The sequence below is a fragment of the Lysobacter sp. yr284 genome (assembly GCF_900107375.1).
Taxonomy (GTDB): Bacteria; Pseudomonadota; Gammaproteobacteria; order Xanthomonadales; family Xanthomonadaceae; genus Lysobacter.
The window spans coordinates 101,282-121,080 of sequence record NZ_FNPT01000008.1 but is presented as its reverse complement, the minus strand read 5'-3'; the positions used below and the strand labels follow the sequence as shown (position 1 = coordinate 121,080).

At 69.2% G+C, this 19,799-nt stretch carries 20 protein-coding genes; 10 read left to right on the top strand and 10 right to left on the bottom strand.

Annotation, left to right across the window (positions count from 1 at the left end; genetic code table 11):
- From BLV01_RS14430 to BLV01_RS14400, 5 genes are all read left to right on the top strand, one after another.
- Positions 1–1,092, top strand: a complete 1,092-nt coding sequence (locus tag BLV01_RS14430) for a TrbL/VirB6 family protein (RefSeq protein ID WP_091800873.1) — start codon at positions 1–3, stop codon at positions 1,090–1,092.
- Positions 1,093–1,157: 65 nt separating this feature from the next.
- Entirely contained in the window at positions 1,158–1,619 is a 462-nt protein-coding gene (locus BLV01_RS14425) for a DUF4189 domain-containing protein (protein WP_091800870.1), read from the top strand.
- Between the two features lie 663 nt (positions 1,620–2,282).
- Positions 2,283–2,750 (top strand): DUF4189 domain-containing protein, encoded by a 468-nt coding sequence (locus BLV01_RS14415; protein WP_091800867.1) that lies wholly within the window; start codon positions 2,283–2,285, stop codon positions 2,748–2,750.
- A 23-nt stretch (positions 2,751–2,773) separates the two neighbouring features.
- Positions 2,774–3,256 (top strand): DUF4189 domain-containing protein, encoded by a 483-nt coding sequence (locus tag BLV01_RS14410; RefSeq protein ID WP_091800864.1) that lies wholly within the window; start codon positions 2,774–2,776, stop codon positions 3,254–3,256.
- 701 nt (positions 3,257–3,957) lie between these two features.
- Complete coding sequence (locus tag BLV01_RS14400; RefSeq protein ID WP_091800857.1) at positions 3,958–4,413, top strand: DUF4189 domain-containing protein; 456 nt, start codon at positions 3,958–3,960, stop codon at positions 4,411–4,413.
- Here BLV01_RS14400 and BLV01_RS25505 read toward each other — a convergent pair.
- From BLV01_RS25505 to BLV01_RS14390, 3 genes are all read right to left on the bottom strand, one after another.
- On the bottom strand, positions 4,410–4,679 hold the full coding sequence (locus BLV01_RS25505; protein ID WP_139178700.1) for a hypothetical protein: 270 nt from the start codon (positions 4,677–4,679) through the stop codon (positions 4,410–4,412). The genes BLV01_RS14400 and BLV01_RS25505 overlap by 4 nt on opposite strands.
- A gap of 32 nt (positions 4,680–4,711) precedes the next feature.
- The gene (locus BLV01_RS14395) at positions 4,712–5,065 is read right to left on the bottom strand and encodes a RidA family protein (RefSeq protein WP_091800854.1); all 354 of its coding nucleotides are present in this window, start codon (positions 5,063–5,065) and stop codon (positions 4,712–4,714) included.
- Positions 5,066–5,249: 184 nt separating this feature from the next.
- Entirely contained in the window at positions 5,250–5,945 is a 696-nt protein-coding gene (locus BLV01_RS14390) for a hypothetical protein (RefSeq protein WP_091800851.1), read from the bottom strand.
- Positions 5,946–6,387: 442 nt separating this feature from the next.
- Between BLV01_RS14390 and BLV01_RS14385 the strand changes: the two genes are divergently transcribed.
- On the top strand, positions 6,388–7,341 hold the full coding sequence (locus BLV01_RS14385; RefSeq protein ID WP_091800848.1) for a glycoside hydrolase family 19 protein: 954 nt from the start codon (positions 6,388–6,390) through the stop codon (positions 7,339–7,341).
- A gap of 221 nt (positions 7,342–7,562) precedes the next feature.
- On the opposite strand, the gene BLV01_RS14380 is transcribed toward BLV01_RS14385, so the two are convergent.
- Both BLV01_RS14380 and BLV01_RS14375 read right to left on the bottom strand, forming a co-directional pair.
- Positions 7,563–8,171, bottom strand: coding sequence for a hypothetical protein (locus BLV01_RS14380; RefSeq protein WP_091800845.1), 609 nt, complete (start codon positions 8,169–8,171; stop codon positions 7,563–7,565).
- A gap of 31 nt (positions 8,172–8,202) precedes the next feature.
- Positions 8,203–9,702 (bottom strand): PhoPQ-activated pathogenicity-related family protein, encoded by a 1,500-nt coding sequence (locus BLV01_RS14375; RefSeq protein WP_175485958.1) that lies wholly within the window; start codon positions 9,700–9,702, stop codon positions 8,203–8,205.
- 577 nt (positions 9,703–10,279) lie between these two features.
- Between BLV01_RS14375 and BLV01_RS14370 the strand changes: the two genes are divergently transcribed.
- The 3 genes from BLV01_RS14370 to BLV01_RS14360 all read left to right on the top strand — a co-directional run bounded on the left by BLV01_RS14370 (position 10,280) and on the right by BLV01_RS14360 (position 13,752).
- Complete coding sequence (locus tag BLV01_RS14370; protein WP_175485956.1) at positions 10,280–11,410, top strand: linear amide C-N hydrolase; 1,131 nt, start codon at positions 10,280–10,282, stop codon at positions 11,408–11,410.
- Between the two features lie 93 nt (positions 11,411–11,503).
- The gene (locus BLV01_RS14365) at positions 11,504–12,847 is read left to right on the top strand and encodes a S41 family peptidase (protein WP_091800835.1); all 1,344 of its coding nucleotides are present in this window, start codon (positions 11,504–11,506) and stop codon (positions 12,845–12,847) included.
- A 440-nt stretch (positions 12,848–13,287) separates the two neighbouring features.
- Positions 13,288–13,752 carry a hypothetical protein gene (locus BLV01_RS14360; protein ID WP_091800832.1) on the top strand — a complete coding sequence of 155 codons (465 nt, stop codon included), beginning with the start codon at positions 13,288–13,290 and terminating at the stop codon, positions 13,750–13,752.
- Positions 13,753–13,773: 21 nt separating this feature from the next.
- Here the strand turns inward: BLV01_RS14360 and BLV01_RS14355 are convergent, their stop codons facing one another.
- From BLV01_RS14355 to BLV01_RS25500, 4 genes are all read right to left on the bottom strand, one after another.
- Positions 13,774–15,168 (bottom strand): cytochrome B6, encoded by a 1,395-nt coding sequence (locus tag BLV01_RS14355; protein WP_091800829.1) that lies wholly within the window; start codon positions 15,166–15,168, stop codon positions 13,774–13,776.
- A 387-nt stretch (positions 15,169–15,555) separates the two neighbouring features.
- The gene (locus tag BLV01_RS14350; RefSeq protein ID WP_091800825.1) at positions 15,556–16,149 is read right to left on the bottom strand and encodes an HAD-IB family hydrolase; all 594 of its coding nucleotides are present in this window, start codon (positions 16,147–16,149) and stop codon (positions 15,556–15,558) included.
- A gap of 69 nt (positions 16,150–16,218) precedes the next feature.
- Complete coding sequence (locus BLV01_RS14345; protein WP_091800822.1) at positions 16,219–16,518, bottom strand: PAAR domain-containing protein; 300 nt, start codon at positions 16,516–16,518, stop codon at positions 16,219–16,221.
- A gap of 28 nt (positions 16,519–16,546) precedes the next feature.
- Complete coding sequence (locus tag BLV01_RS25500; protein WP_139178699.1) at positions 16,547–16,894, bottom strand: hypothetical protein; 348 nt, start codon at positions 16,892–16,894, stop codon at positions 16,547–16,549.
- 340 nt (positions 16,895–17,234) lie between these two features.
- On the opposite strand from BLV01_RS25500, the gene BLV01_RS14340 reads away from it, so the two are divergent.
- On the top strand, positions 17,235–17,555 hold the full coding sequence (locus BLV01_RS14340) for a cyclic-phosphate processing receiver domain-containing protein (RefSeq protein ID WP_091800818.1): 321 nt from the start codon (positions 17,235–17,237) through the stop codon (positions 17,553–17,555).
- A gap of 198 nt (positions 17,556–17,753) precedes the next feature.
- Here BLV01_RS14340 and BLV01_RS14335 read toward each other — a convergent pair whose 3' ends face one another.
- A complete protein-coding gene (locus tag BLV01_RS14335) occupies positions 17,754–19,403 on the bottom strand; it encodes a DUF4034 domain-containing protein (protein ID WP_091800816.1) in 1,650 nt (549 codons plus the stop codon).
- Between the last annotated feature and the right edge of the window lie 396 nt (positions 19,404–19,799).

Sequence of the window (19,799 nt, the reverse complement as noted above, 5' to 3'; positions counted from 1 at the left end):
ATGCAGTTGCTCACGGAGCTTTCCGATTGGCTGATCCCGCAGGCGCAGGGCGTCGGCGACTACCTCTACTTCAAGCTGGTCAACGCCTATTTCGACAGCAAGATCGACAAGTTCGGACTGGGCCTGCTCAAGCGCACCATGGCCTGGGCCAGCCAGATCGCGCTGGTGGCCACGACCTTGTGGATCACCCTGGCCGGCTACCGCATCGTCACCGGCCAATCGCGCGAACCGATGATGGCGCTGGTCGCCAACGCGACCCGCATGGCCTTCATCGTCGGCCTGGCCACCACCATGTCGTTCGGCGGCGCCAGCCTGCACCGCTTCTTCACCCAGGACCTCGACCGCGAGGTGCACGAACTGTTCACCGACGACAGCCGTTCCAGCGCCGACGCCATCGACCGCAACCTGGCCTACATGCAGGTGGCGATCAGCGCCATCGACGCCGTGCAGATCCCCGAAGACAACCAGGAACTGCGCGAGAAGAAAAGCCGCGCCCTGCTGTTCGCCGGCGTCGGCACCGCCAGCCCGCCGATGGTCGCCGGCGCGATGCTGCTGCTCTACAAGTTCACCCTCGCCTTGTTCATCGGCCTGGGCCCCTTGTTCATCCTGTGCCTGATGTTCGACCAGACCAAGGACCTGTTCCGCAAATGGCTGATGTACGGCATCGGCACCTTGTTCTCGATGGCGATGCTCAGCGTGGTGGTGTCGATGGCGCTGGAGCTGATGGCCAAGGTCGCGGTGGCGCTGTGGGTGGCGAAGGCCGTCGGCATCCCGGGCACCGATGCCGAGGGACTGGGCATGCAGGCGATGCAACAGGGCGGCATCGGCCTGCTGATGACGACGATGATCGTGACGGTGCCGCCGGCGGCGGCGATGTTTTTTCAGGGGACGTTGGGGAGTTTCAGCTACAGCTCCGCATTTGGATCAAATTCGAAAGACGTGAAAGGGACGCAATCACCGAGCGCTCCTCCGCAGCGCCCTCCTCAAGATGGCGAAAGAACATCGGCCCCCTTGAGAGCCCATGCACCTACGAGCGACGGCATAGATCAGAACAGAATAAAGACACACGAAGAGTCGCGAAAGAACAGATAGCCGGCTCCGGCAACGCCAGCCAAGACCGGGGCTAATAAATTCCTTCCTCGCACTGAAAACTTCGGATGAAAACATATAACTATTTGCTTACATCCATCGCCCTCCTGCTTATATCAACGCAGGCGCAATCATGCCCACCAGGCAGCGTATTGCAAAAAGGCAATGGCTGGGAAGGATGCGTTGGCTCCGCGACAGAATCGGATCCGACCTGGGCCGACCGATGGGGAGCAATCGCCATGGATGAAACCACAGGCGCCTTCGGAGCTTCCAGCCGACAGGCGTCGAAGAAAAAAGCGGAAAAACAAGCACTTTCGCAATGCGCCGAATCCGGAAAAAATCGATGCGCAGTAAAATTCGTATATCTCAATCAATGCGCAAGCATCGTTACTGGGAAAAGATGGAACTACACCCAAAGTCACAACACCATCGCCGAAGCGATCACCCGCGGAATGAACAAATGCATCTCCGAGGATGAAGAATGCAATACATTTTATTCCGACTGCAGCCTGCCGGAACAAGTCTACTGACCCTTGACTTGACGAAAAAATCCACGCCACCGATACGCACAGACCAAACGTCGTCGCGGCTCCGACACTGAACATCTGCTTTCGATTATTCCGCGGGGCACCAAATTTTCGAACGGAAGCAAAGAATGAGAACACTGGAGATGCAGCTATTCGCTGCCGCATTGTTTGCATCAGGTCATGTCTATGCCTGCCCTCCCGGCAGCGTTCTGCAAAAGGGCAATGGATGGGAGGGATGCGTCGGCGCCCCCGGGCCCGGCGAGCCAGCCTGGGAAAAGCGCTAGGGAGCGATCGCTCTCGACGACACAACGGGGGCATTCGGTTCATCAAGCCAGGAAGGCTCCAAGAGCAGAGCCGAGAAGAATGCTCTTGCCACTTGCAAAAAGCAGGGTGGAACAACGTGCAGGATCGAAATCAGCTACCACAATCAATGCGTCAGCCTCGCCGCCGGAAAGTTCAAATATTTCGTCCGAGCCGATTACACGCTCGCACTGGCGGAATCGAACAGCCTAAGCAGGTGTGGGAAGGAGGACGAAGGCTGCAAGATCTTCTACTCGAACTGCAGCCTGCCCGAGCGTGTTCAATAGCCCTGATCACCGACGACGGAAATGCGGACGTGCAAGATCAATACAGCATCAAGAAGCGCTATTAAATCGGGAGGAGCCGATGAAATCCTTGCGCACGATCCCGCTGATCTTCATGGCCCTATACTCCGGAATCGTTTCAGCCTGCCCACCCGGCAGCGTCCTACAGAAAGGTAATGGGTGGGAGAGCTGCATCCAGTCTTCCTCTGCCAGCGAAAGGGGCCCGAGTTGGAAGAGGCAATGGGGCGCCGTTGCAACCGATGGAGCCAAAGGCGCACTTGGCGCATCGATCGAAGCCGACTCCAAGAGATCCGCAGAGGAGATCGCCCTGCGAGAGTGCTCCCAGGACGGAGGGGAAAACTGCAGGATAAAAATTGCGTACTACAACCAGTGCGCAAGCGTGGTATCGAGCTACAAGACGATCTACGTTCAAAGCGCCGAAACTCGGGAGAAAGCAATCTCCGAAGGCATGAACCGATGCGTCGGCGCCGGCGAAGACGGATGTCAAGAGTTCTATTCTGGCTGCAGTCTTGCCAAGCGAATCGAATAGCGATGGAAAGCCAGGAGGACTGAATGAGTCAGGCATCGATCACCTCCGTAGCGGCGATCTCAGCGATGTTTCTCACAACTCCATTCGCTGCCTATGCCTGCCCGCCCGGAAGCACCTTGCAGAAGGGCAACGGCTGGGAAGGTTGCGTCCAGACAGGCATTCCTTCCACAAACAGCGGCCCGGCTTGGAAAACGCAATGGGGAGCCATCGCAACCGACGGCAGCAGCGCAGCTCTCGGAACGGTAATCGAAGCCAGCTCAAAGAGAATCGCTGAGAGAGCCGCACTAAAGCTATGCAAGGAAGATGGCAGCAAAAACTGCAAAATAAAGCTCGCGTACTACAATCAGTGCGCAAGCCTCATCTCTGGCGACAGACTCTTCTTCGTACAAAGCGCCGAAACCCGCGAAGAAGCCGTATCTGACGGACTCGATCGCTGCCATCGAGCCGGCGACACAGGCTGTAGCGAACACTACTCCGGCTGCAGTCTTCCGAAGCAAGTCAGATGAGGAGTTATCCCCGCCGAAGGATTACGACGCCCCTCCCGACGCTGTTCCGACTTCCTCGCAGTCGTCTGAGTCCAGGTCCGGCCGCGTAAACGGAACCCGACGAAGTCAGGACAAACTGAATGACGCTTCCTATGCTCATCCGCCCATCGATCGCAGCACCAGCGCTTACGCTTGCCCTTGCGCCATTCGCGGCGGGCGCTTGCCCTCCCGGCAGCGTTCTCCAAACCGGTAACGGCTGGCAGGGGTGCGTAGACGCATCCGGACCGCCCCTATGGGCTGACCGCTGGGGCGATCGCGACCGACGAAGCGAGTGGCGCGTTCGGCTCTTCGAGCGGCGAGAAATCGAAAACGAAAGCGGAGAAATACGCCTTATCCATGTGCAAGAAGCACAAAGCAAAGGACTGCAAGGTCATATTCAGCTACTACAACCAGTGCATCAGCTACGTCACAAGCAAGAACACCTATTTCATCAGGACCGACCCGACAGCAGAAGAGGCTATAGCCAACAGCATGGCCAGATGCAACAGGGAAGACGAGGGCTGCGCGGTGTTCTATTCGCGCTGCAGCCTGTCCGAACAAATTCAATAACCCCGCTGTCCTTGCTCGCCGAAGCAACGGAGCTAGCGCCGACAGGTTCTTAGATCCGGCTCACCTACCCGACCGCCGCCCCTCACGATCCGGACCAAATCCGACAGGGACCAATGTATCCGCCCGCTATCGCGCTTACTGTACTTGTCGTCATGTCCTTCGCTCCATTCGGCAGCGCCCACGCTTCCTGCGACATGCAACGCGGAAACGGTTGGCAAGGCTGCGCCGAGCAACCACAAGCGGCCACCGTCTACTACGACCGCTGGGGCGCTATCGCGACCGACGAATCGAACGGGGCATTCGGCACCGCCGAATGGATTGCGCGCAAGGACGGCGCCGAAAAGAAGGCGCTGAAGGAATGCCGGAAGAACCGAGGGGTCGACTGCGCGATCAAGTTCACTTACAGAAACGAATGCGCAAGCGTGATTACCGGAACCCGGATGAATTACTTCCAAAGCAGCGCCTCCGACCAGGAGGCAGTCTCCCATGGCATGAGCCGATGCCAGAAAGAAGACAGCGATTGCAAAGTTTTTTACGTGGGCTGCAGCTTGGCGAGGAAAGGGATCTAGCTGCGCGCAGGCCACAATGCCGCGCCATCATCGATGGCGCTCCAGGGCCGCACGATCAGGTCGCCACTGCGCTTTTTTGTGGGAGGGACTTCAGTCCCGATGCTCTTCTCCCAGCCGCCGCGACCGTGCAGCAAACGGATCGAACAGCGTCGGGGCTGAACAGCGAAGCGGTCGCCTTGGCGGACGCCGCGTGCACTGAAGCGTTGCGTGTGGCGTTCCAGCCGTTGCGCAATCGCCCAGGCGGCTCCGGCGATCGCGCGGACCATTCCGGCAATCGCCCAAGCCGCTGGGAGATCCCTCAGGCCGCCGGCACCGCCGCGGTGATCACGATTTCGACCCGGTACTTCGGGTTGGCCAGCGGCGCCTGCACGGTCGCGCGCGGCGGGGTGTGGCCGGGTTCGACCCAGGCGTCCCAGACGGCGTTCATGCCGTCGAAGTCGGCCATGTCGGCGAGGAAGATCTGCGCCATCAGGATGCGGGTCTTGTCGCTGCCGGCGCGCGTCAGCAGCGCGTCGATCGAGGCCAGGGTCTCGCGGGTCTGGCCGGCGATGTCCAGGTCCTCGCTGTCGGGCACTTGCCCGGCCAGGTAGGCCACGCCGTTGTGGATCGCCATTTCCGACAGGCGCGCGCCTACGTCGAATCGTTGGATCATGTTGCACCTCGCTGCTGTGGGGACGGCATTGTCCCGCATCGCGGCGCCGGCGGCAGCCTTTGCGGGCGAAGCCGTCGCGGATAGTGGAGTCCGCCCGGCCGGCGCAGGCGGACGCACGGGCGGCGGTCGCGGCTGCGGGCGACGTCGTCCGCCTCGCCGACCGTGCGCCCCTGCCCGCGCGGCATTACATCTCCGGCGTGTTCGCCTCGATGATCCGGTCGCTCTCGGCGCGCTCGCCCGCGCGCTCGGCGCGCAGGGCCGCGTCGGCGTTGGCGCGGTGCTGGGCGCGCACCTGCGGCGGCAGCGCGTCGACCTGGCGGTTGTGCTGCAGCATCGCCCGCTCGCCCGGCGGCAGTTGGCAGTTGCGGCTGAGGATCTCCAGTTCGTCGCCGTTGCGCGCCGCGCCGCTCTGCAGGTTGATCACCACGCCGAGGGTGTCGCCGAGCGGTTCGAGCTGGCGGCAGATCGCATCGACCGTGCCGTAGCTGCGGTCGGCGTTGCGGTCGACGATGGCGAACAGGTTCTCGCCGTCGATCCACACCACCGAACGCACGCCCTTGACGCCGCGCGCGGCGATGCGCGCGTTCTCGCGGTCCACGCGCTTGCTCGGGTCGGCGAGCTTGATCGAGCGGTTGAAGTCGCGGTTGAGCTCCTGCAGGTTCTGCTGCAGGCCCTGCTGGTCGCCGCCGAGCGCTTGCGCGCGCATCTTGACCAGCCGCTGCGCGGTCTCGCCCGGGTCCAGCATCTGTCCGGCGCGCGGCGGCGCGGCCTCGGCCTGGGCCCGGCGGTCGCTGTCGGCCTGGCCGCAGCCGCCGGCCAGCAGCGCCGCGGACGCCGCCAACGCCGCCCAGCAGGAGTTCGGGATCGCCTTGCGCTTCATCGCTGCACCTCGCCGCCGCGCGGCCTGGCTGGGGAACGGGCCCGCCGGCTTGCCGGCGCGAACCACAGCGGCCTTATACCGCGCCGCGGCGCAAAACGGTTGCCGCATCGCAACGCAAATGCGAACCCGGTCGCGCGCGGGCCGTATCGATGCCGCAACTCGCGCAGCCGGGACCGCGCCGCGGCGGATTCCGCGACCGCGGCCCAAATTCAGCCTCGAGCCGCGGCTACATTCGCGCCCAGGCGCAAGATCCGCGCCCGCTTGCGCCGCCTCGCGCGGCGACGGCCGGAAATCGCACCGGCCGCGGCGGGCGCGGCGCGCGCCCTTGCAATAGCGGCACCGATAACGATAACGACGCCATCGCCGATGCTGTCGCCGCCCCGTGGCCTTGCGCCGCGGTGCGCCTCGGGGGGACCGAGAACCCGAACCCTGAGGAATCCCCATGTCCAAGCTCGCCACGTCTCCGCTCCGTCTCCGCACCGCCCTCGCCCGCACCGCCGGCCTGTTCGGCCTGCTGTGCGCGCATTCGGTCTTCGCCGCGCCGCAGGCGCCGCCCGACGACGACGCCGTCGCCGCGGCCGCGGTCGCGCCCGCTGCCTGCAACTTCGTCGAATGGACGCGCGGGGTGAACTACACCCTGGGCACCATCGTGCGCTTCCCGCCGAACGGCCAGTTCTACAAGCTGGTCAACGTCGGCACCAACGGCAGCGACGGCACCGACCCGACCATCAGCACCTGGTACTGGCAGCCGACCACTTGCGACGGCGGCGGCCCCTCGCCGGGCGGCTTCGTGGTCAGCGAGTCGCAGTTCAACCAGATGTTCCCCAACCGCAATTCGTTCTACACCTACGCCGGGCTGGTCGCGGCGCTGCGCTCGTATCCGAACTTCGCCAAGGAAGGCGGCGACACCATCGCGCGCCAGGAAGCGGCGGCGTTCCTGGCCAACGTCCATCACGAGACCGGCGGGCTGGTCCACATCCGCGAGCAGAACCAGGCCAACTGGGACCATTACTGCCAGCCGGCCGGCACCTGCGGCGGCAAGCAGTACTACGGGCGCGGGCCGATCCAGCTGAGCTGGAACTACAACTATTCCGCCGCCGGCAACGCGCTGGGGCTGGACCTGATCAACAACCCGGACTGGGTCGCCACCAATTCGGCGATCTCGTGGCAGACCGCCTTGTGGTACTGGATGACCCAGCGCGGCAACACCAGCAACACCCCGCACCAAGCGATGGTGAACCTGCGCGCGTTCGGCGAGACCATCCGCGCGATCAACGGCGGCATCGAATGCAATGCAGGCGGGATCGGCCACCAGCAGATGCTCAACCGGGTGCAGGTGTACCGCGGCTTCAGCGCGACGCTGGGCGTGCCGGCGGGCAACAACCTGGAGTGCTGACCGCGCGCGCCCGGCCGCGAGCGCGGCCGGGCGCGTGGTGGCGGTTGGCGGTGGGTGGGTCTTCAGGCCAGGGGCTGTCGTGCCGGATCGCGGCTGCCTGAAAGAAAGGCATCGGGCCTGAAGGCCCTCCCACAACCGCGGCCAACGTATCTCGCCGCGGCTGCAGGCCTCTCGCCCCACTCAGCGAGGCATCGCGGTTCAACGCAGCGCAGCATCGCGGCTTAGCCGTCGAACGCCGCGCAGCCGATCTCCTGCGTGCCCGGTTCGTCGCCGGCGCGCACGAAGCGGATGTCGGGCATCGGCACGTCCTCGGTCGCTTCCGCCATCGGCACGCCTTCGCTGTAGACGTCGCGGTAGACCTGCGGCAACGGCTTGGCGCCGATCGCCGCGCGCGCCTGTTCCGGCGTGGCCTCGACCACGACCGCGAAGGTCGCGCCGCTGCCGAAGTCGAAGTCGATCCGGCGCACCGGGAACCCGTGCAGGCGGATCGGCGTGCCCGGGGTCAGCGTACCCGAGCCGACGCCGACCTCGCCGACGCTGGCGTCGTCGCTGATGCCGACGCCGGCATCGCGCAGGGTCTTGTCGAACCCGGCTTCCTGCACGTCGGAGATGAAGCCGCCGGCGCAGGCGGCGTTGCTCGCCACCCAGGCGGCGAAGTCGAACGCCGGCGCGGCCGGCGCGGACGCCGCCGGCGGTGCGGTCGCGGCGGCCGGGGCCGGCGCGGCGGCGCGCTCGCCGCAGGCGGTCAACGCGGCGGCCAGCAAGACGCCGGCAAGCGCGCCGGGCGCGAGGCCGCGAACGCGGATGGCGAAGGACGAACACGCATTCATGCGACCACCTCTCCCTGGAAGTGGCGACAGCCTACCGGTTCGCCGTCGCCGGCGCATGCGGCGGCAGCACCAGGCAGGCGCCGCTGCCGTTGGCCGGCGGCTGGCTCGGGAACTGCGCGTCGGGATAGACGAACACCGGCGAGGTCGCGACGAAGCCGTCGGCGAAGGCGAATTCGACGAAGGCCGCGCCCCAGCCGCGCGCCGGCTTCGCGAGCGCCGCCTCGACCGCGTTGCGCTGCAACGGCAGCGGCTGCTCGCGGTAACGCACGCCGCAGGCGTAGCGGAAATCGCGCGAGTCCGGATTCTCCGCCAGCCACAGCCGCGCCGACACCGGCCGCTCGGACGCGCGCGCGCTCAGGCGCAGCCGGCCGTCGCGCTCGTCCAGCCGCGTGCGCACCTGCGGCAGCGCCTGGTGGCGGTTCCAGCGCTGCAGCGCCGGAATCAGGGTGCTGCGGATGTGGTCGCGGATGCCCCCGTGGTTGGAGTTCGGCGCCGCGCGCAGCGCGGTCGCGCCGGGCAGGTCGTCCAGGTACAGGCGCTGGGCGTCGGGCGGGAAGAAATCGTCGCCGCTGGCGCTGACCAGATACTTGGGAATGCCCAAGCGCGCGCGATGGCGGCCGGACAGATAAGCATAGGGATCGTCGACCTGCATCAGCTGGGCGAACGCCGGCTCATCGTAGCGTTGGGTGATGCCTTCCTGGTAGTACGGCTGCAGCGCGATCGGCCAGCCGCCGCCGTAGACCTTGCCGATATGGCCGATCAACGGCGCGATGCGCATGTCGATCACGTAGGACACGATGGCGCTCACCCGCGTATCGCCGATCGCGGTCAGCCACGCCGCCCAGGCGCGCTTGGACGCGCCGGCGACCACGAACGAGCGCAGCCGGTACGGCGCCAGTTCGCGCTGGGCCAGGTCCATCGCCTTGACCGCGGCCTCGGCCATCGGCACGTGCAGCGGCAATGTGGCGTTGGCGGCGACCGGCGCGTCCAGGAAGCGGCGCCAGGTCGCGGCGACCAGCGCGTCCTCCTTGCGCGGCGGCTCGCCCGGCAGCGCGAGGTATTGGTTCGGCGCGTCGGACACCGACACCACGATGGTGTGCGTGGCCACCGCGGTCTCGCGCGCCAGTTCGTCGCTGAAGTCGCTGGGCGGTCGCTGCGGATCGCTGCCGTTGCCGCGGTTGGTGCCGTTGTTGATCACCAGCAACGCCGACTTCGGCCGCGCCGCGTCGGGCACGTAGAGATCGACCCGATGGCTCCACTGCGCCGGATCGGCGCCGCCGCTCTCCGGCCACGACTGCGAATACAGCCGGTAACTGCGTTTTTCCGCGCCGTCCAGGCGCACCCGCTCGATCGCTTCGTAGCGCAGCGGCAGGCGCGACTGGCGCTGGCGATAGGCGGGCCAGGCTTCGTTGAAGTCGGTCGTCGGCGCACGCTGCGCGACCGGAGCGGCGGCGTGCAGGCTGGCGCAGGCCGCGAGCGCGGCGGCGCAGGCCAGGGTCGAGGCGTAACGGGCGAAACGCGGCGGCTTCATGCGCGGGCGATCCTTGGGGCGATGGGCAAGCATAAACGCAGGCGGTCGGCGCGTTCTTGGCCGCGGTCGGGTTTGTCGTGGTTGGGTTGTCGCGGTCGCGGCTTGCGCCGCTCCTACAGTGGGATGCGCAGCCCTTAGCAGGCGCGGCGCGAGCCGCGACCGCGACAACTCAACCACGACGAACGCCGCGCAACGCAACGTCCGCGCCGCAGCGGCCGACGCCCGCCCGAACCGGCAACCTCCGCACACCCGCCCCTTTCACAAAATCTTCGCGCAGCGAAGCGATTTCGTTCATCAACGCGCGATTGCCGCGACGTGCGCCAACGCGCATCGCAACCTCGCCGCGCGGCAAATTTCCGTAGCGCGCGACTCGTCACAGAACCGGTGACCTGTCCGACCGCCCGCTGCGCGTTGTTACTTTCGGACATCGCCTTCGCGCGCCCGCCAAGCGCCGCGTGCGAAGCATCGATCCTTCCGCAGCACTCCCGCACCGATGCATCCACCGCCGACACGTGAACGCGCGCGGCCCGGCCGCGCGCGTTCGCCCAACGCCACCCCGTGGAAAGGAGCCTCCCGCATGTGCACCAACTTCCTGCTGTCCGTCCCCAACGTTCCCTCGGGCTCGCCCGGCGCGCTCCAGCACATCACCGCGCGCTGCATGGAACTCACCGGCACCCTGGCCACCCACCTGTACCGCGTGCCGGCGCAGCAGAAGTTCCCGATCTTCCTCGACCACTCGCAGCCGTGGACCGGCCAGTACGGCTTCGTCGCCCTCGCCGATCCGCAGACGATGCCCGAGTTCACCACCTTCATCGACGGCATCAACCAAGCCGGGCTGTCCTGCGCGGCGCTGTGGTTGCCGGGCACGCAGTACGCGGCCAAGGCCGACAGCGGCGAGCAGCCGGTGGCCTTCCACGACTTCGTCGCCTGGGTCATGAGCCAGTTCGACTCGGTGCCGACGCTGGTCAGCGCGCTGGCCAAGGTGCGCATCGTCGGCCCGCAGCCCGACGCGCCGACCTTCCTGCCGGTGCATTTCATCGCCACCGACAGCCAGGGCCTGAGCGCGGTGATCGAATGCATCGGCGGCCAGACCATCGTCTACGGCCCGGACTACCGCAACGGCGCCACCAACGACGCGGTGCTGACCAACGCGCCGACCTACGACTGGCAGCGCAGCAACCTGGAAATCTACGAGAAGCTCAGCGTCGTCGGCTCGGGCACCTCGCGCAAGGCCGACGCCGGCCCGCCGGTGGGCGCGGGCACGGTCGGCCTGCCCGGCGACATCACCTCGCCCTCGCGCTTCATCAAGGCCTGGTTCCTGCGCAAGGGCCTGGGCCTGCTGCCGCGCGACGGCAAGGGCTGGCTGCCGACGGCCAAGCTCGACGGCGCCACCGACAGCACCCAGACCATCGTCAACGTCGCCCTGCAGCTGGTGCAGATCGTCCAGGCCACGCCCTACGGCACCGCCCTGGTCAGCACCGACAAGCAGCCCTTGCCGCACCAGGGCGACTGGACGATGTGGCAGGTCGCGCGCGACCACACCAACGCGGTGTACTACTTCAACAGCGCGTTCAACGCCACGGTGCAGCGGGTCGACCTGAGCCAGCTCGATTTCGGCGGCGGCAGCGTGAGCGCCGGCAAGCTGGCGTCGGTGCCGGTGATGCCGGCGCCGGGCCCCTGGTACAACGACCTCAGCGCGCAGTTCTGACCGCGCCGAGGCGGCAAGGCGCGCGGACTGCAACGCGGCGGCCCTGGCCGGCATCTACGGGGGAGACCTGTCCCTGCCGAGCCGGAGCCGCCCATGCGCCTGCTGTCCCGTTTGCGTCCTGTCCTGCATTGCCGCCGCCGCGCCGCGGCGCTGTGCCTGATCGCGCTGTGCGCGCCCGCCGTCGCCGCCTCGCCCGCGGCGCCGGCGGGTCCGCGCGCGATCGTGGCGCAGGTCGCCGACGCCATCGACCGCAACTTCTACGATCCCCAGCGCGCTGCGCGCCTGGCCGCGCAACTGCGCGAGGAAGCCGGCGCCGGCCGCTACGACGCCGACACCGACCCGCGCGACCTCGCCACCGCGCTGAGCCGGCGCCTGCGCCCGGAAGACAACCACTTCCGGGTCGAATGGCGCGACCCGGCGCAGGCCGCGGCGGCGCCGCTCGGCCCCGGCCCGGGCGCTTCCGCGGCCGCGTTCGCCGACGCCTCGCGCCGCCGCAACTACGGCCTGCGCGCGCTGCAGACGTTGCCGGGCAATATCGGCTACCTGGACCTGCGCGAACTGCCGGACCTGGACTTCGCCGACTCCGCCGACCCGGCCCGGCGCGCGCTCGACGCCGCGCTGGCGCTGCTGGCCGAACGCGACGCGGTGATCGTCGACCTGCGCAACAACGGCGGCGGCTCGCCGGCCGCGGTCGGCTACCTGACCAGCGCGTTCACCGCGCGCGGCTCGCCGATCTACAACCGCTTCCGCGCGCGCAGGGACGGCCAGCTGCGCAGCTTCGACGAAGCGCCGCAGCAGTGGTATCCGCAGCCGCGCCTGGACGTGCCGCTGTACCTGCTGACCAGCGCGCGCACCGGCTCGGCCGCCGAAGCGCTGGCCTACACCCTGCAGGCCGCGCGCCGCGCCACGGTGATCGGCGAGGCCAGCGCCGGCGCGGCCAATCCCGGCGGCGAGTTCCCGCTGGCCTCGGGCTACAGCGTGTTCGTGTCCACCGGTTCGCCGACCAACCCCATCACCGGCGGCAACTGGGAAGGCCGCGGCGTGCAGCCCGACCTCGCCAGCGACGCCGCGCAGGCGCTGGACACCGCGCGCATCCAGGCGCTGGAACGGATCCTCGCCGGGCGCCAGGACGGCCCCGCGGCGCTGGACGCGCGCTGGGCCCTGGAAGCGCTGCGCGCGCAGGCCGCGCCGGCCGCGCTCGCCGTCGCCGACTACCCGGGCCAGTACGAACGCCTGCGCATCGACGCCGACGGCGGCGGCCTGGTGCTGCGCGACGGCCGCCGCCCGCCGCAGCCGCTGACCGCGCTGCAACGCGACCTGTTCTGCCTCAGCGACGATCCGACGGTGCGCCTGCGTTTCGAGCGCGGCGCCGACGGCCGGGTCGCGGCGCTGCAGACACTGCGCAGCGACGGGCGCAGCAATCGCTATCGGCGCTGAGTCCGCCTCGTCCGTTCGCCACCGCGTTCTGCCCGCGCGCTTCGCGGGTTCATCGACGCGGGCGTTCACAACCGCGCAGCTGCGGCGTTCTGAACAATGCACGGCGACGCTGCGCCGGGCGGGACCGCAGGTTCCCATCCCAACCTCGTCCCGCACCGGCCGCGTCGCCTGCGGCCCCTCTCCCCGCTCGCGGGAGAGGGGCTTTTGGTTTGCCCCGCGCGGCGCAGGACGCCCACCGGGCGTCGTCGCGGCGAGAGCCGGACTGCGGTTGGCCTTCGCTTGCGCGTATGCCGGCCGTGGCGACCGGCGGGGCGAGATCGGGATGGCGTCCGGCGTTCGCCTGAGCGGCCGGTGTTGCAGCCGTTGCCGGCGCCGCGTTCGCGCCGTTCACGCCCGCGGCCGCCGCGCGTTGGCATGGGTCCCGTCCGCGCCAGGCCGCCATGTACGCCGTCCTTACCCTGGAACCGCATCACCCCACCGTGCTGCGCGCCATCGAGATGATCCTCGCCGGCGCCAGCCTGCTGCCGGCGCCGAGCGAGCACTGCGGCCCGATCCAGCCCAGCCAGCTCGCGCTGCTCGACGAATCGCCGGCGGCGGGCTCGGTGCTGGTGCTGGTCGGCCTCGCCGACGACAACACGCTCAGCGGCCACGCCGATTGGGACAGCTACCGCGCCGCGCTCGCGCGCACCGTCGCCCTGCGCGCCGTCGACCTCGCCGGCTTCGCCCAGGTCCACGCGGTCGCCTGTCCGATCCACGGCACCCAGACCATCCGCTTCGCCCTGGGCGCGTTCGCCACCGACCTGCAGCGCCAGCGCAGCGACGCCCAGGGCTGGCTGTTCGCGGTGCCCGGCGCGGCCTCGTACCAGGCCCAGGGCTGGGCGCCCGCCTCGCCGCCGCCGTATTGAGCGCGGCGGCCGGGCGCGCGCTCACAGCGCGCGCAGGAACGCGACCAGGTCGTCCTTCTCCTGCGGCTCCAGCCGGGTCTGCAGGACCACATTGAAGAACTCGACCGTGTCCTCCAGGGTCAGCAGGCGGCCGTCGTGCAGGTACGGCGGCGAGTCCTTGATCCCGCGCAGCGGGAAGGTCTTGATCGGCCCGTCCATCGCGGCGAAGCGGCCGTTGATGGTCTGCGGCTTGAAGAAACGCTCGACCTGCAGGTTGTGCATGCTGTTGTCGGTGTAGTACGGCGGCGCGTGGCAGGCCGAGCACTGCGCCTTGCCGAAGAACAGCTCCTGCCCACGCTTCTGCGCATCCGACGCGCTGGGCTTGAGTTTGCCGAACAGGTCGAGCTTGGGCGCCGGCGGGAAGTCGAGGATCGCCTGGAATTCGCCCATCGCATGCACCTGATGGCCGCGGTCGAGGATGTTGATGCCCTTCTTGGTCGCGATCACCGGGTCGCCGTCGAAATACGCCGCGCGCTGCTCGAACTCGGTGAAGTCCTCGACCGTCTTGAGCGCGCGCTGCGAGCCGAACAACCGCTGCACGTTGACCCCGCGCAAGGTCGGCGTGTCGATGCGGTGGCGGAACGGCTGCGGGCGGATGTCGCCGACCAGATGCGTCGCGGCGACGGTATGGCCGTTGCTGTGGCAGTCCAGGCAGGCCACGCCGCGGCTGGGCAAGGCCGAGCGGCGGTCCTCGGTCTGGTTGAACTGCTGCTGCGCGAACGGCGTCACCAGCAGGCGCAGGCCTTCGAGTTGCTTGGGATTGAGCACGCCGTTGAACAGTTCGTAGTAGTTGTTGATGGTCACCAGTTGGCCCTTGGACACATCGCCCAGGTCCGGCCGCGTGGTCAGGTAGATCGGCGCCGGGAAATCCGGCAGGAAGTGGTCGGGCAGGTCGAAGTCCAGGTCGAAGCGGGTCAGGTCGCGCTGCTCGGCGCGCTTGAGCGCCTCGATGTGGAACTTCGGGAACACCATGCCGCCCTCGGCGTGGTTGGGATGCGGCAGCGGCAGGAAGCCGGCCGGAAACAGGTCGCGCTCGCGGATCTGCTCGGGCGTCATCGCCGCCAGCTGCTCCCAGCTGGCGCCGGCCGGCAGGCGCACCCGCACCCCGCCCTGCACCGGCTTGCCGCCGGACATGCGCAACCCGCGCACGGGCTGGTCGGACAGGTCGTAGCGCTGTTCCAGCAGGCTGCGCTGGCGCCGCTCGACGGCGGGCTTGTCGCGTTCCATGCGCGCCTTGATCGCGGCGAAGGTTTCCTTGATCACCACCGGCATATAGCTGGTCGGCGGGTCGGCGGCGATCGCGACGCCGCAGGCGCCGAGCGCGCCGGCCGCGAGCAAGATCCACGGCCGCCTGCGCGGAGACTGGCTGAGCCTCATGCGGGTTTCTCCCAACGATGGAGGACGGGCCGGCGCGGTCGCGACGGCCCACCGCGACGCTAGGCCGCCGCGCGGGCGCGCGAAAATCGTTTGAATCGATCGCAGCCATAGCGCGCGGCTATACGCGCGACGACGGCGTTAAGCGCGGTGCGCCGGGTCATGCGCATTGCGCGAAGGCGGTCATGGAACCGGCCGCGCCGCGCGCCGCGGCGATGCGGGCGGCGCATGCTGGGCAGTCGCCCGCCGCATCGGCGCGCCGCACGGGTTCAGCGTGATGTCGCGTTGCCGGCGTGACCTGCGCCGCGAAGCGCGCCGGCGGCGGCGGCGATTTGCGCGAACGCGGCGCGAATTCGCCGCGGCGCGTGCGGTGCGCGTCGGTGCGCGTGGTTAGTCCACTTCCTGCCAGCAATAGAACCGCCGGTCGGCCAGCGCCAGCAAGGCGCGATCCTCCGGCGTGTCGCCGTAGGCGTACACGCAGCCGTAGCGGTCGAGCGCGATCGCCTCGCGCACCCGCCGCGGCTTTTCCTCCCCGCAGCAGTCGCGGCCGAGGTAGCGCCCGGTCAGCACGCCGTCGCGGCTTTCCAGGCGCGAGCTGATGTATTCCAGCCCCTGCTGCTCGCACCAGCGGGCGACGAACAGGTCCAGGTTCGCGGTCACCACCACCACCCGGTCGCCGCGCGCGCGGTGCCAATCGATGCGCGCCCGCGCCTGCGGGCGGATCTGCGCCGACACCACCTCGTCCACGTGGCGCGCGGCGGCCGCGCGCACTTCGTCCTCGCGCCGGCCGCGCAGCGCCACCGCGACCACGCGCCGGCGCACCCGTTCGCCCGACAGCCAGCCGAGCTTGTAGCCCAGGTAGTGCGGCGCCAGCGCCGCGCCGCCGAGCCAGCGCCGGCGCCGGCTCACGCTGGCGCGGACGAAGCCGGCGAAGGTTTCGCGGACGGTGATGGTGCCGTCGAAATCGAACAGGGCCAGATCCATGCGGCCGCGCGTCCCGGATCGCGGGCCGCAGCGGCCCGCGCGCAGTGTAGCCGCGCGGCGCCGGCGCGCTCAGCCGCGGCGCGCGTGCGGCGAGGCGATCAGGTCGGTGCCCAGCTCGACGATCGAGCGGATCTGGCTGAGCGAGATCAGGATGCAGCCGCAGGCGCAGAAATCGCCGTGGCGCGCGACCGCGCGGCCGTCGAGGCGCTGCTCGGGGTCGCCGGTGACGATCACGGTCATGCCGTGCATGCCGCAGTGCACGGCGTCGCCGATCCGCGCCCAGCGCGGCCGGCCGTCGCCGCTGCGCTCGCCCAGCACGCTGCCGCCGCCGCTGGTGGTGTCGCCGGCCTGGATCCAGTAACGGGTCATCGCCTGCCTCCTTGGTCCACGTGCGCGCTCATGCGGGGCAACGGCGCGGCGCCGCCGGCGTGATCGCGCGCTGAGCGCTTTGCGACGGCCGACCGGGCGCGAGCTTATTTTCGATGGTTGTTTCATGCAATTTCAAATTGCATTTCGGTGCTTGCGACGTGCGTCGCGAATGCGATCGGCGGGCCGATAAAGGCAAGTACGGGCGAGTGTGCCGATAGATACGCACCGCGCGCAGGAAACACACATTGAGGCCATCGCAGTGGCGCAGAACCGGAGCGTCGTCGCAGTCGTCGATCGCCGCGAAGCCGCGCGCGTGCAGGCGCGCGGGTCCGGCGGCGCACCGGGCCTGTTCGGCGGTAAGCGAGGCTGCACGCATGAAGAACCTGCGAATGTTCGGTGACGGAAACGTCCGGCGTTTGAAACGGCGCTTGGATCCGCAAACGCCGGCGGGCAGGAACCGCGCAAGCGATGCCGACGCGGCGGCACTCGCTAGCTCTAACGCTCGCCGGCGCGCGGCGGAGGACACGGCGCGAAGGCCAATGTCGCGATCCGTGGCGGCCGGCTCATTCCGTTGCGACCGCGCGCGCATCCTGTGCGCGCGGCGCCGACCTCGCCGGCGCGTCCGGGCGGCCGGCGCGCTCGCGCCGCGCCGCGCGCTTGCCGCGTGCGGCGGCCGCTGGCAGCATCGGCGGCCGCGCCAAACCCCGAGCACAGCGATGCGCGTCTACCTCGACGACGAACGCGAGACCCCGCCCGGCTGGGTGCGGGTGTACTGGCCGGACGAGGCCATCGCCCTGCTCGCGGCGGGTGCGGTGACCGACCTGAGCCTGGACCACGACCTCGGCGACGACGCGCGCGGCACCGGTTACGACGTGCTGCTGTGGATCGAGCGGGCGGTGGCCGAGCGCGGCTTCGCGGCGCCGCGGCTGCAGGTGCATTCGGCCAATCCGGCGGCGCGGCTGCGGATGCGGGCGGCGATCGAGGCGATCGAACGCTTGCGCGGGCGCGCGGCGGGCGACGCGGACGCAGCGGACTGAGCCGGCCGCGGCGGGGCCGAAACCCCGCCCATGGCGTCGCGTGGGTCGTTGCGCTGCGCGGCAACGACCGGGACAGTCCGCGCGACGCCCCGCGCGGACGTCTGTTCCGCGGCCGCGGCGACGCGCAACAACACCGCTGCCGGCGCGCGGCGCAGGGCCGCGGGCCGGCAAACCTCGCCGGGCTTTCGGCAAGCGCGCCTAGCGCACCGGCAACGCCGTCTTGTTGGTCTCCAGGTCGGCCTTCCACATGCGCGCGCGCTCCTTGGCCGTGCGCACGTGGGCGCTGCCGTCCGGGTCGGGCCAGTCCAGCACCGCGTCGATCGCCGCCTTGGCGCCGGGGTCGCGCGCCTGCAGCAGCACGAACGCGCGCATCTGGGCCGCTTCGTAGATCTCCGGCACCTCGGCGACGAGTTCGTTGACGCAGCGCACCGCGGTCGCGCCGTACTGCGGCCCCTGCGCCAGCTGCCCGCAGACGAAGAAGCGGGTGCGCGCGGCTTCCTGCGGCGACAGCGCGCGCAGCGGCTGCAACTGGGCGATGGCGTCGTCGGCGCGGCCGGCCATCGTCAGCACCTTGATCAGTTGCGAGCGCACGTCGGGGTCGCGCGGCGCGTCGCGCACCGCCTGCTCCAGGTCGATCGCCGCCCAGCCGGGGATGTTCAGCATCATCAGCGCGGTCGCGCGCAAGTTGCGGAACTCGGCGTTGTGCGGCCAGAAGCGCACCGCCTGCGAAGCGTAGACGAAGGTGCGCCAGTGGTCGCCGTCGTGGGCGTAGGCGCGCGCGGCATAGCTCATCAAGGTGCCGCTGGGCGCCAGCTTCGACACCCGCGCCAAGTCCGCCGTCACCATCGGCGCGCCGGAGATCGGCGAGACCGGGAAGCCCTCCGCTTCGCCGACCACCGCGCCCAGGATCGGATTGCGCGGCGCGCGCTGGCGCGCGTCCTCGACCGCCTCGCGCAGGGCCTGCATCGAGCCGCCCCAGTTGGGCTGCGAGGCGAGGATGCGGCCGTAGACCACGTAGTAGGAATCCGGATCGATCGCGCGGCAACGCTCGGTCGCGTGCTGCCACAGCTCCTGCGACACATGCCGGCCGATGGCCGTCTGCTGCACGCAGGCGACGCTGAGCCGCGGTTCCAGTTCCAGCGCCTGGTCGTACAGCGGCAGCGCCTTGGCGAACTGCGACTGCATGTCCTGGCGTTGCGCATCGCCGACCTGGCTCAGCGCGGAAAAACCGCGCGCCTCCTCGCCGATGGTCTGGTAATGGCTGGCCAGGGCGACCCGCGCGTAGGCGCTGCGCGGCGCCGCGCGCAGCCAGCGCTGGGCGATCTCGCCGGCGCGCGCGCTGGCGTCGAAGGCCTTGAACGCGCGGAAGATCTGCTCGCGCTGGGCCTGCACGCGGTAGTGCTGGTCCAGCAGTTCGGCGAAGCGCCGGTCCAGTTCGGCCGCGCCGTCCTTGTCGCCGAGCAGGGCGTCGATCTGCTCCAGCGACCACGCCGGCTTGCGCAGCAGGCTGCAGCGGCCCTGCGCGGCGCCGGGCAGCCACTGGTTGTCGGGCAGGTCCGGGTAGCCCTTGCAGCGGGCTTCGTCGTCGACGAGCGCTTCGACCTCGCCGATCCGCTCGATGTAGGCGCGATCGGCCGGCGACAGCGGCGAGGCGGCCGGCTTGGCTTCGGACTTGGCAGCGGCGGATTTAGCAGGGGCGGAGCTGGCCTTGGCGGCGGCGGACGCGGCCTTGGCGGCCGGCTGCGGCTTCGCCGCCGGCGCGGGCTGCGCCTGTGCGGCCGACAGGCAGGCCAGGGAACAGGCCAGCGCCAACAGGGCGCGGCGGAGGGGACGGGCGGAGGACGACATCGAACGATCCTTGTGATGGCAGGCGGCGGCTGCGCCGTCGTGGCGCGCGGAGTGGCATCGCAAGGGGCTACGCACGGCCTGCGCCGCACATCGCCGGGGAGCGGCCGCGTGTCCCCGGGCCGTCCCGCGCGCCGCCCCCTGCGCAGCGCCACGCGATTCTGTCAGTGCGCCGGCCTTGTGCGCCAGCGAAGAATGCGAAGTGCCACGCCGCGACAATTCAGTCGCAGTGCGGCCGCGGATTCGCCAGACCCGAGCGAAGCCTCGCACCGCAGCGGGCGCCTCGGCCGCCCGCGGCGGCGGCCGCACGCTCGGCGTCCGCTGCGCAGCCTCCCGGCGCCAACTGGCTCCATTCAATTACCCATATCTGGTCCACAGACAGAGCCAGTACCGACCTAC